The organism is Plantibacter sp. LMC-P-059a (assembly GCF_030209505.1).
GTDB lineage: Bacteria > Actinomycetota > Actinomycetes > Actinomycetales > Microbacteriaceae > Plantibacter.
The window spans coordinates 37,925-49,840 of record NZ_JARVRZ010000003.1 but is presented as its reverse complement, the minus strand read 5'-3'; the positions used below and the strand labels follow the sequence as shown (position 1 = coordinate 49,840).

The 11,916-nt window shown below is 70.5% G+C and carries 8 protein-coding genes; 5 read left to right on the top strand and 3 right to left on the bottom strand.

The features are described 5' to 3' along the window. Nucleotides 1-29 precede the first annotated feature (29 nt). The 3 genes from ribH to QRN27_RS07565 all read left to right on the top strand — a co-directional run bounded on the left by ribH (nucleotide 30) and on the right by QRN27_RS07565 (nucleotide 4,146). On the top strand, nucleotides 30-500 hold the full coding sequence (gene ribH / locus QRN27_RS07575) for a 6,7-dimethyl-8-ribityllumazine synthase (protein ID WP_285041467.1): 471 nt from the start codon (nucleotides 30-32) through the stop codon (nucleotides 498-500). Nucleotides 501-704: 204 nt separating this feature from the next. Continuing rightward, a complete protein-coding gene (locus tag QRN27_RS07570; protein WP_285041465.1) occupies nucleotides 705-2,051 on the top strand; it encodes an MFS transporter in 1,347 nt (448 codons plus the stop codon). A 166-nt stretch (nucleotides 2,052-2,217) separates the two neighbouring features. Continuing rightward, a complete protein-coding gene (locus QRN27_RS07565; protein WP_285041463.1) occupies nucleotides 2,218-4,146 on the top strand; it encodes an ABC transporter ATP-binding protein in 1,929 nt (642 codons plus the stop codon). Between the two features lie 69 nt (nucleotides 4,147-4,215). On the opposite strand, the gene QRN27_RS07560 is transcribed toward QRN27_RS07565, so the two are convergent. Together QRN27_RS07560 and QRN27_RS07555 are read right to left on the bottom strand one after the other, a co-directional pair. After that, nucleotides 4,216-5,178, bottom strand: coding sequence for a putative endonuclease domain-containing protein (locus QRN27_RS07560; RefSeq protein WP_285041461.1), 963 nt, complete (start codon nucleotides 5,176-5,178; stop codon nucleotides 4,216-4,218). A 167-nt stretch (nucleotides 5,179-5,345) separates the two neighbouring features. Continuing rightward, nucleotides 5,346-7,211, bottom strand: a complete 1,866-nt coding sequence (locus tag QRN27_RS07555) for a phosphoenolpyruvate carboxykinase (GTP) (protein WP_285041459.1) — start codon at nucleotides 7,209-7,211, stop codon at nucleotides 5,346-5,348. Nucleotides 7,212-7,334: 123 nt separating this feature from the next. On the opposite strand from QRN27_RS07555, the gene QRN27_RS07550 reads away from it, so the two are divergent. Beyond that, on the top strand, nucleotides 7,335-8,792 hold the full coding sequence (locus QRN27_RS07550) for a helix-turn-helix domain-containing protein (protein WP_285041457.1): 1,458 nt from the start codon (nucleotides 7,335-7,337) through the stop codon (nucleotides 8,790-8,792). On the opposite strand, the gene QRN27_RS07545 is transcribed toward QRN27_RS07550, so the two are convergent. Then, nucleotides 8,777-9,964: a DUF4192 family protein gene (locus QRN27_RS07545; protein WP_285041455.1), complete on the bottom strand. Its 1,188-nt coding sequence runs from the start codon at nucleotides 9,962-9,964 to the stop codon at nucleotides 8,777-8,779. The genes QRN27_RS07550 and QRN27_RS07545 overlap by 16 nt on opposite strands. A 224-nt stretch (nucleotides 9,965-10,188) precedes the next feature. Here QRN27_RS07545 and QRN27_RS07540 point away from each other — a divergent pair, with 224 nt between their 5' ends. Beyond that, nucleotides 10,189-11,895 carry a thiamine pyrophosphate-binding protein gene (locus tag QRN27_RS07540; RefSeq protein WP_285041454.1) on the top strand — a complete coding sequence of 569 codons (1,707 nt, stop codon included), beginning with the start codon at nucleotides 10,189-10,191 and terminating at the stop codon, nucleotides 11,893-11,895. Nucleotides 11,896-11,916: the final 21 nt, after the last annotated feature.

Below are 11,916 nucleotides of genomic sequence, written 5' to 3'. Positions count from 1 at the left end.
TCCGTTCGGGAACGACGACAGGAGCCCGCATGAGCGGCGAAGGATCACCCACCATCAGCGTCGACGGCACCGGCCTCGACATCGTCATCGTGGCCGGTACCTGGCACGAGACCATCACGGACGGGCTCATCGCCGGCGCCGTGAAGGCGCTCGACGCCAGCGGCGCCAGCCACCGGCTCATCCGCGTCCCCGGCAGCTTCGAACTCCCGGTCGTCGCCAAGGCGGCCCTCGAGGGTGGTGCCGATGCGGTCGTCGCGCTCGGCGTCATCATCCGTGGGGGCACCCCGCACTTCGAGTACGTCTCCGACGCCGCCACGAGCGGCCTCACGCAGGTCAGCGTCCAGACCGGCAAGCCCGTCGGCTTCGGGCTCCTCACCCTCGACGACGAGAAGCAGGGACTCGACCGCGCCGGTCTGCCCGGCTCGAAGGAGGACAAGGGCGCTGAGGCCGCGGACGCCGCAGTCGCGACCGCTGTCATCCTCCGCGAACTCCGCGGCTGACCCCTCCGCACCGCCGAACGGCGGCGTCCCCGTACCACGGCACCCGGTCAGCGGGAGCCGAGTACCGGAACGCCGCCGTTCGGCGTACAGTGTCATGGTCCTGCCACAAGCGGGACATCCTCTGATCCTGCCGTCGTCGGCGGGCGTGCGCGACCGGTGCTGATGCTTCGACGGCGCCCATCCCCGAACCGAAAACGCGCACGCATGTCTCTCGAAGCAACACCAGTCACCAAGGCCCCGGTCAATCCACGCTCCCGTGTCGTCCTCGCCAGCCTCATCGGCACGACGATCGAGTTCTACGACTTCTACGTCTACGCGACGGCCGCCGTCCTCGTCTTCCCCCACCTCTTCTTCCCGAGTGAGGACCCCACGGCGGGTCTCCTCGCCTCGTTCGCCGTGTTCGGCGCCGCCATGGTCGCCCGCCCCGTCGGTGCCGTCATCTTCGGTCACCTCGGCGACAAGCGCGGCCGGAAGGCGACCCTCGTCGGCGCCCTGCTCACCATGGGTGTCGCGACCTTCCTCATCGGGCTCCTGCCGACGTACCAGCTCGTCGGCTGGGTCGCGCCACTGCTCCTCGTGATCCTCCGCATCGGCCAGGGCTTCGCGCTCGGCGGCGAGTGGTCCGGCGCGGCGCTCGTCGCGACCGAGAACGCCCCGACGGGTAAGCGGGCCCTGTTCGGCACGTTCCCTCAGCTGGGTGCGCCGATCGGCTTCATCATCGCGAACGGCCTCTTCCTCATCATCGCGGCGATCCTGCCGAGCGACGACCCGTCGATGCCGTCCGCGGCCTTCCTCGAGTGGGGCTGGCGGATCCCGTTCCTCTTCTCCGTCGTCATGGTGATCGTCGGCCTGTGGGTGCGCCTGCGGCTCGTCGAGAGCAACGCGTTCACCACCGCGAAGGAACAGGGCAAGGTCCAGCGGTCGCCGCTCGCCAGCGTCGTCAAGCTCCACTGGCGCAAGCTCCTCCTCGGCACGTTCTTCATGCTCGCGACCTACGTGCTCTTCTACCTGATGACGACGTTCTCCCTGAGCTACGGCCGTGCCCCGGTCGACGCCCCCGTCGCCGGCCTCGGCTACAGCTACACGACCTTCGTGCTCATGCTCATCGCCGGCGTCGTGTTCTTCGGCATCTTCACCCTCGTCTCGGGCCCGTTCGCCGACAAGTACGGCCGCCGCAAGACGCTCATCGTGGTGACCAGCGCGATCCTCGTCTTCGGGCTCGTGTGGGTGCCGCTCCTCGACGCCGGGTTCGCCGGGGTGATGATCTGGTTGATCATCGGCTTCAGCCTCATGGGCTTCACCTTCGGGCCGATGGGTGCGCTGCTCCCCGAGCTGTTCCCCACGAACGTCCGGTACACGGGTTCCGGCATCTCGTACAACGTGTCGTCGATCCTCGGTGCGGCCGTCGCGCCGTTCATCGCGGTCGCGCTGTGGAGCGCCGGTGGCGGCAGCCCCTTCTGGGTCGGTGTCTACCTGTCGGTGATGGCCGCCATCACCCTCACAGCGCTGATCGTCTCCAAGGAGACGAAGGACGTCGACATCGACGCCTGACCCCGATCGCCTCATCGAGGGCCGGTGCGCGGAGGACTCCTCCGGGCACCGGCCCTCGGTCGGTTGCGGCCCGGGCACCGGCGGCGGTCGCTTAGAGTTGGAGGACGGTGCGCCGTCGCCATGGACGTCTCCGAGCCCGCGCACCGCACCTCAGAGGAAGAGCACCATGAGCACCCCAGCGCGCCCCGCACGCAGCCGCAGTCCGTTCAGCCGGCCGAAGGACGACGGTCCGCGCGCGAGCCTCAAGCAGCTCATGCCGTACATCTTCGAGCACCGCTCGATCCTCGTCGTGGTCATCATCCTGAGCGTCATCGGGGCCGCGGCCTCCCTGGCCCAACCGCTCATCGTGAGCCAGGTCATCGGCGTCGTCGAGGCCGGCAGGTCGCTCGGCAACCTCGCCTGGCTGCTCGTCGGGCTCGTCGTGGTCTCCGGTGTCATCAGCGGGTACCAGCACTACCTCCTGCAGCGGGCCGGCACCGGGGTCGTCTACTCGTCCCGCCGCCAGCTCATCGCGCGCATCTTCCGACTCCCCATCAGCCAGTTCGACACGCGCCGCACGGGCGACCTCGTCTCCCGCGTCGGCAGCGACACGACGATGCTCTACGCCGTGCTCACCCAGGGCTTCGTCGACGCCGTCGGCGGCGCCATCACCTTCCTCGGGGCGCTCATCGCCATGGCGATCATCGACCCCGTCCTCCTCGGGCTCACCCTGCTCGTCGTGATCGTCTCCGTCGTCGTCGTCGTCGCCCTCAGCGGTCGGATCCGGGTGGCGAGCCGCGAACAGCAGACGAAGGTGGGCGACCTCGCCGCCGCCGTCGAGCGCGGCATCAGCTCCATCCGCACCATCCGGGCGTCCAACGCCACCGACCGCGAGATCCACGCGGTGGACGGCGTCGCGAAAGAGGCCTACGGCGTCGGTGTCCGGATCGCGAAGATCTCCTCGCTGGTGGTCCCGGTGGCCGGCATCGCCATGCAGACCTCGTTCCTCGTGGTGCTCGGGGTCGGCGGCTTCCGGGTCGCATCGGGCGCGATCACGATCGCGAGCCTCGTCGCGTTCATCCTGTTCCTGTTCATGATGATCATGCCGCTCGGTCAGGCCTTCGGCGCGATCACGAGCGTCAACCAGGCCCTCGGCGCCCTCGGACGGATCCAGGAGATCCTCGACCTCCCCGACGAGGGCGACGACGACGCGGCGATCGCCGCGCGCGTCGCGCGTCCCGGTTCCGCCACCGCCGACGCCCCCGCCATCGCGTTCGACGAGGTGGTGTTCGCCTACCCGGACGCCGCGGTGATCGAGCGGGAGCGCGCGGCTGCGGAGGCACTCGCGGCCACCGTGTCGGACGACGCTTCGGCCCCCTCGGAGACCCTGGCCGCCGACGCCGCCCGGCTCACCGAGGCGCAGTCCGCCCTCGGTCGCCAAGTGCTCCGCGGTGTCTCCTTCGAGGTGCCGCAGGGCAGGCGCACCGCGCTCGTCGGGCCGTCCGGTGCCGGCAAGAGCACCATCCTCGGCCTCATCGAGCGCTTCTACGACCCGACCGCCGGCGCCATCCGGCTCGGCGGGGTCGACATCCGCACCATGCCCCGGACCGAGCTCCGACATCAGATCGGCTACGTGGAGCAGGACGCCCCGGTGCTCGCCGGCACGCTGCGCGACAACCTGCTGTTGTCGTCGCCGGACGCCGACGACGCCGACTGCGTCCGGGTGTTGCACGCGGTCAACCTCGGTGCCGTGCTCGACCGCAACCCGCTCGGCCTGTCGGCTCCCGTCGGCGAGGACGGCATCATGCTCTCCGGTGGAGAGCGTCAGCGGCTCGCGATCGCACGGGCCATCCTCGCTGCCCCTCCGATCATGCTGCTGGACGAATCGACGTCGAGCCTCGACGGCGTGAACGAGCAGATGATGCGCGAGGCCATCGACGCGGTCGCCACGGGGCGCACGCTCATCGTGATCGCCCACCGCCTCTCGACGGTCGTCGACAGCGACCAGATCGTCGTCCTCGACGCGGGTCGCGTCGTCGGCGTCGGCACGCACAGCGAGCTCGTCACCGAGGTGCCGCTCTACCGCGAACTCGCGAAGCACCAGCTCCTCGTCTGACCCCGGTCCGTTCGCCCATCTTTGGGCGAACGAACCTTCATTCGCCCAAAGATGGGCGAACGAACGGCGTCAAGGGCGCCATCCTGCCGCGATGAGGCGCTCGCGGGCTCTGTCGACTGCGACTGCGGCACCCGCCTGCAGGTGATGGGCGAGGAAGCGGTCGTGGGACCAGCCGAGTCTGGTGATGGCATGGATCCGGTCGACGTCCTTCGCGAACTGTCCCGCGTCGGTCGCGTGCTGGCGCCCGTCGTACTCGAACGCTGCACGATACGCCGGGTAGGCGAGGTCGAGACGTGCAATGAATCGCCCCCGGCGATCGCGGAGTTCGTGATTGAGCACCGGCTCCGGGAGGCCGGCACGAACGAAAGCGAGTCGGAGTTCCGTCTCCTTCGGGGATTCTGAACCACCGCGGATCTGCGGGAGCGCGGCACGGAGTTTTCCCGCGCCGAGGTGCCGGGAGCTGCCCAGCGCCCCTGCGAGGTCGTCGAGCGAGCAGAGCCCTGGAATGCGCTCATGCCGCCACCGGCCTGAGGCACCGCGCTCACGGACCAGGTGATCGCCGACCGCGACCAGCTCGTCGATGGTGAGACTCGGTCCGAGCTGACACCACATGTCGGCGGGACTCACGACGGCGAGCCCCTCGATGAGGATCGGATCGCCGACGAGGCCCGTCAAGCGATGGCCGACGACCCCGGCGACCCTGGGCGCCCGGTTCGGCGGCCGGACGCCGACGTGTACCTCGTCCCAGCACAGCCGCGCCGGGAGCGGAGCATTCAGGAGGTGTGCGGCCGACAGGTGTGAGAAGAACTGCGCCGGCGCCATTCGCTGCGAGTACGCCCGACACAGCTCCAGGTGCGCGAGATGCCGCTGCCCGGGAGACAGGTCGGCGCCCCTGCGTGGTGCAGCGAAGCTCCGAACCCCCGGGAACGGTGCTGGAACGCGCGTCGTGCGGAGGCGCTCCGGCGAGACGCCCTGCTCCAGCGCCGAGCGGACGGAGAACGCGTCGTGATCGGGCAGATCGGTTGACGTCATGCTTCGATCGTCGCGCGATCCAGCGGCGGGCCGAGCAGCGCGGCCACCTCGCGTCGACCTCTGCCCTCGTTCGGGAGCTGTGAAGCACTCTCGTCGCCGGTTCGTTCGCCCATTCTTGGGCGAACGAACCTTCATTCGCCCAAAGATGGGCGAACGCAGGACGAGCGTCAGGCGCGGAGGCGGTAGCGGAGCGCGGCGAGTTCGGCCCGGAGGGCGGCCGGGACGCGGTTCCCGAAGGTGTCGAAGAACGCCTCGGTGAGGTCGCATTCGGCGAGCCAGGAGTCGCGGTCCACGGCGAACAGGGCGTCGAGGGCGTCCTCCGGCAGGTCGACGCCGTCCAGGTTCAGCTCGTCGACGAGCGGCAGCCCACCGATGGCCGACACCCTTGACCCGGCCTCGTGCTCCAGCCGCCGGACGATCCACTCGATGACCCGGGCGTTCTCGCCGAAGCCCGGCCAGAGGAACGAACCGTCGGCGTCCTTGCGGAACCAGTTGACCTGGAAGATCCTCGGCGCCTTCCCGTGGTCGAGCGCACCACCGACGCGCAGCCAGTGACCCCAGTAGTCGGCCATGTTGTAGCCGCAGAACGGCAGCATCGCGAAGGGGTCGCGACGGAGCTCGCCGACCGTGCCCTCGGCAGCCGCCGTCTGCTCAGAGGAGATCGTGGCACCCATGAACACGCCGTGCTCCCAGCTGCTCGCCTCCACCACGAGCGGCACGTTCGTGGCCCGGCGTCCGCCGAAGAGGATCGCGTCGAGCGGCACGCCGTCGGCCGCGTCCCAGTCGGGGGCGATCGACGGGCATTGCGCCGCCGCGACGGTGAACCGTGAGTTCGGGTGCGCCGCCGGGCGACCGGAGTCCGGCGTCCAGTCCTGGCCCTGCCAGTCGATGAGGTGTGCCGGCGGCTCGGGGGTGAGCCCCTCCCACCACACGTCGCCGTCGTCGCGGAGGGCCACGTTCGTGAAGATCGTGTTGCCCCACAGGGTGTCGACGGCCGTCGCGTTGGTCGTCGCTCCCGTGCCGGGCGCCACGCCGAAGATACCTGCCTCCGGGTTGATCGCGTACAGGCGGCCGTCCTCGCCGGGACGGATCCAGGCGATGTCGTCGCCGAGGGTCTCGACCCGCCATCCCGGGATCGTGGGCCGCAGCATCGCGAGGTTCGTCTTGCCGCAGGCCGAGGGGAAGGCGGCCGCGAGGTGGAAGGCACGGCCCTCGGGCGAGGTCACGCGCACGAGCAGCATGTGTTCGGCCAGCCAGCCCTCATCCCGCCCGATGACCGAGGCGATCCGCAGGGCGAAGCACTTCTTCGCGAGGAGGGCGTTCCCGCCGTACCCCGAGCCGTAGGACCACACTTCGCGGGTCTCGGGGAACTGCACGATGTACTTCGTGTCGTTGCACGGCCAGACGACGTCGGCCTGCCCCGCCTCGAGCGGGGCACCGACCGAATGGACGGTGCGCACCCAGGGCGCACCGTCGGCGATGAGCTCGAGGACGCGGTCGCCCATCCGGGTCATGATCCCCATGCTGAGCACGGCGTAGGCGGAGTCGGTGATCTGCACCCCGAGCTGCGACAGCGGCCCGCCGACGGCACCCATCGAGAACGGGACGACGTACATCGTCCGACCGCGCATGCTGCCGGCGAAGACCCCGCGCAGCTCGGCTCGCATGGCGACCGGTTCGCGCCAGTTGTTCGTCGGACCGGCGTCCTCCTCCGTCTCGGAGCAGATGAAGGTGCGGTCCTCGACCCGCGCGACGTCGCTCGGGTCGCTGCGGGCGAGGAAGCTGTTCGGCCGCCACTCGGGGTTGAGCTTGATGAGCTTCCCCTCGGCGACGAGCTGGTGGGTGAGCCGGTGCGACTCACTCGCCGAGCCGTCGACCCAGTGGATGGCGGACGGTTCGAGGAGGGTGGCGAGTTCGTCCACCCAGGCGTGCAGCTCGGCGAGCCCCGAGGAGGTCGGCGGCTGCACCGCTCGGAGCAGCCGCCGTGACGTGGGGGCGGGGGTCGGATCGGAGAGCAGCTCGGCGATGGACATGTGTTCCTCCGGCGTTGGTGGGACAGTCAAGAAGTGGGCGTGGACCCACTCTGCGCCCGAATCCGAGGTTCTTCTCGGGGTAACCGCCGTGAAGAACACCCGATCTTTCGATATGGTGAAGGAATGACCCCGAACCCCTCCGGCAACGCCGCCGCAGACCTGCTCACCCTCGGGCGCCGGATCCGCCACTTCCGGACGCGTCGTGGTCTCACCCTCGACGATCTCGGCGAGCGGGTCGGTCTGGCCGCGAGTCAGCTCTCCCTCATCGAGAACGGCAAGCGGGAGCCGAAACTGTCGGTCCTGCAGGAGCTCACCGCCGCCCTCGGTGTCGAGTTGAACGACCTGCTCTCGAGCGAGGCACCGAATCCCCGTGCTGCGCTGGAGATCGAACTGGACCGGCTGCAACGGAGCGCCCTGTACAGCGAGCTGACCCTCCCCCAGGTGAAGCCATCGAAGGGCATCCCGGACGACGCCCTCCGCGCGCTCGTCGGGCTGCACCGCGAACTGCAACGGCATGCGAACGAGGCGATCGCGACGCCCGAGGAGGCCCGACGCGCCAACACCGAACTGCGGGAGTGGATGCGCGAGCGCGACAACCACCTCCCGGAGATCGAGGAACTCGCCGAGTCCCGCGTCCTGCGGGCGGGGCACAGCACCGGCGCCCTCACGCACCGCACGGTGAGCGTCATGGCGGAGCAACTCGGCTTCGACCTCATCTACGTCAACGACCTCCCGCACTCGGCTCGGAGCGTCACCGACCTCGAGAACGGTCGGATCTACCTGCCGCCGGCGTCGATCCCCGGCGGGCACGGGCTGCGGTCCATGGCCCTGCAGGCGATGGCCCACCGACTGCTCGGACACCAACGACCCACGAGTTATGCGGAGTTCCTCCGGCAGCGGCTCGAGATCAACTACTTCGCGGCGGCGGCGCTCATGCCGCAGACGGCCGCGGTGTCCTTCCTGCAGCAGGCCAAGCGCGACCGCAACCTGGCCGTGGAGGACTTCCGCGACGCCTTCGGCGTCACCCACGAGGCGGCGGCCCTCCGACTGACGAACCTCGCGACCTCGCGACTCGACATGCGCTTGCACTTCCTGCGCGTCTCGGAGGACGGCGCGATCTCGAAGGCCTACGAGAACGACGAACTCCCGCTCCCCGTCGACGTGACGGGCGCGGTGGAGGGCCAGATCGTGTGCCGGAAGTGGAGTGCACGCAACGCCTTCGCCCGGACCAACCGCACCACCGAGCTCTACCAGTACACCGACACCCCGGCCGGGACCTTCTGGTGCGCGACGCAGACCGGCACCACGGAGGCCGGCGAGTTCTCCATCTCGGTCGGCGTGCCCTGGGGTGAGGCGAAGTGGTTCCGCGGGCGGGAGACGACGACCCGTGCGGTGTCGACGTGCCCGGACCCGACCTGCTGCCGACGGCCTCCCTCCGTCCTCGCCGACAAGTGGCGCGAGCAGGCGTGGCCCAGTGCCCGCCTGCACACGCACATCCTGTCGCCACTGCCGAGCGGCACGTTCCCGGGCGTGGACGACTCCGAGGTCTACGACTTCCTCGAGCGTCACGCGGCGGGCTGACCGTTCGCGGCGACAACGGATCCCCCGGGCTCGGCCGACGGCCGGAAGGCCCAGGCAGGCAGGTGCCCCTGGCGGATCAGCGACGCGACGGTCGACGCCAGTGGATGGTCCAGCTCAGCGTCGTCGAGCTCGTCGAGGAAGGCGGCCGCACGGCTGCTCTGACCGAGCGCCCAGGACAGCCAGGCGAGCATGGCGAGCGGTGCGACGCGCGCCGACTCGGATGCGCGCGCCGTGACGCCGAGGAGCAGGCTGCTCGCCGCCCGGATGCGCTGGACGTCCGGATGCGGTCCGTCGCCGACCAGGAGGTGGGCGACCCGGTGGAACACCTCCGGGTCGTCCATCCCGATCGGGAGATGCCCGTACGCGCGTTCGGCGTCATCGAGTTCCTCGCCCAGGTCTCGCCCGAACGCCCACTGCATGAGCGCGAGGTCACTCGCCCATGGGCGCTTCAGGCTGAGCAACAGGAAGGCCACCTCCCGAGGGGTCATCGCTCCGACGCCGCGGATGAGGGCATCCTCGAAGACCTCCGGAAGGCCGTCGAGTCGTTCCACGGTGTCTCCGACATCGATCCGCCAGCTCGTGCGGGCGCGATCGGTGGCCGCATCGAGCATGGCGTCCAGCCGAGCGCTGAGCACCCGGTACTCGAGGTCGACGGCCGCGAACGTCGCCGGATCCACTGACGGCACCTCGGTCGTGACGAGCTCTGCTGGGAGCGGTGGGACCTGCGGCACCGTAGCCGAGGCCACGATCGCCGGCGACCTCCCGCCGGAGGGAAGTCCGGGATCGAGGTATGAGCCCCAGCCGTCGACGGCCGAGCACAGCGCATCCTTGACCGTGAACCCGTGCGCGCTCGCCAACTCGAGGACCGCGTCGGCGATGACCCGGCCCGGCGGTTCGGACCCCGCCCCGAAGGCGTCGTCCGTGTAGAGCACCGGCACGATGGCGTCGACGCCCGGGGCCCGGCAGGCGAATCCGAGGGCGCGCTCTGCGGCGGCCTCGGCCACCCGCCGGTCGACGTCCGTCCCGACCGGGAGATGCACCTGGAGGGCGCCGCGACTGCGGGAACCCTCGAAGAGGACGACGACGAGACTTGATCTCGGGGTGCTTCCGATGAGTCCGGGGACGAGGGCGAGGAGGTCTTCGGCCGCATTGGCCTGCACGATGTGGGTCATGAGGACAGCCTCCAGCGGACGTCGCCGGGCTGTCCGGCGGGTGTCGCGGATGTTGAGCGGATGACGCGGGGACCGCGCTGTGCAGCGGGGTCCCCGCGGAGTAGAGTGTGCTCGTCAGGCTCCGCGACACCGGAGTCGTTGCTCGAAAAAAGGGCGATAGCGCGGTCAGCACCGGCGAGACACACACGGAATCCCATCCGTCCACGTTCTCGAAGGTCAATCCCATGCCCGAACACGCTTCGTCGATCGTTCCCGCGGTCACCCCGTCCACCGTCTCCGCCCGCGTGGCCCAGGCCCTCAGCCGCCACGTCTCCGACGTGTTCGGGGTCATGGGGAACGGCAACGCCCACTTCCTCGACGCCCTCGCCGCCACCGGCACGCGCATCACGGCGATGCGGCACGAAGCCGGCGGGGTCGCCGCGGCCGACGCCTACGTCCGCGCCGGTGGTGCCCTGGCCGCCGCCACGGCGACCTACGGCGCCGGATTCACCAACACCCTGACCCCGCTCGCCGAAGCGGTCATGGCGCGGATCCCCCTCGTCCTCGTCGTCGGGGACGCGCCCACGACCGGCACGAGGCCATGGGACGTCGACCAGTTCCAGATCGCCGCCGGGCTCGGAGCGCCCACCTTCACCGTTGGCCGCGACGACGCCACCGCGACCACCCTGCGGGCCATCGAACACGCCGTCCACCGTCGGACGGCCGTCGTGCTCGCGATCCCGTACGACCTCGCCGCCGCGGCGTCGGACGAACCGCTGCGGGCCGACGGCACGCCGCATCACCCCGCCCTCGTCCGGCCGTCCCGCGTCGAACCGGTCGCGCGGCGACTGGACACCGCGGCAGCCGCCCTGCGCTCCGCGCGTCGACCGCTCATCCTCGCCGGCCGTGGTGCCTGGCTGGCCGACGCCGGCCCCGTCCTCGGGGAGCTCGCGGAACGTCTGGACGCCTACACCGCGACCACGGCGCTCGGACTCGGACTGTTCGGGGCGAGCGACCGCGACCTCGGCGTCGCCGGAGGCTTCGCGACGGAACGCGCGGCGCGGACCATCGCCGATGCGGACGTCGTCCTCGTCGTGGGCGCCGGCCTCAACCAGTTCACGATGCGGTTCGGCGAGGCGTTCTCGCCCGAGGCGCACGTGATCCAGGTGGACCTCGCCGACGCTCCGACGAACGCCCGGGTGGACGAACTCGTCCGTGGAGACGCAGCGCTCGCCGCCGCCGGTCTGCTCGATCGCCTGGACGGCGTGGCAGGTTCCGGCTGGTTCACCGCCGGAGGCGCCGTCCGACCGGCACCCCACCTCGACCGTGATCCCGGCGTCGGCGTGTGCGCCGACGGCCGACTCGACCCCCGCAGCCTCGCGCATCGGCTGAACGAACTGCTGCCGCAGGACCGCACGGTCGTCCAGGACGGTGGCCACTTCATCGGTTGGGCACCGAGCTACCTCGACATCCCCTCCCCCGACCGCCTCGTCATGGTCGGCACCGCCTACCAGACCATCGGGCTCGGCTTCCCGAGCGCCGTCGGTGCGGCCGCGGTCGGGCACCCCGGCACGACCGTCCTCTGCACGGGCGACGGGGGCGGCCTCATGGCGCTCCCCGACCTCGACACCGTCATCCGCACGGTCCGGAGCGGCGTGGTCGTGGTCTTCAACGACGCCGCGTACGGCGCCGAGGTCCACCAGTACGGCTCACGCGGACTCGACCAGGCCCCCATGCTCATCGACGAGGTGGACTTCGCCGCGCTCGCCCGTGCGCTCGGCGGTCAGGGCCTCACGATCGACACCCTCGCCGACCTCGACGGCCTCACCGACTGGGTCCACGCCGGGGCGGACGGCGTCCTCCTGCTCGACTGCCGCATCTCCACGAGCGTCGTCGCACCGTACCTGTCGGAGATGATGCACCAGGGGCCTCGCCCGATCGCCGTCGACTGAGCCACGTCGCGACGACTCGTC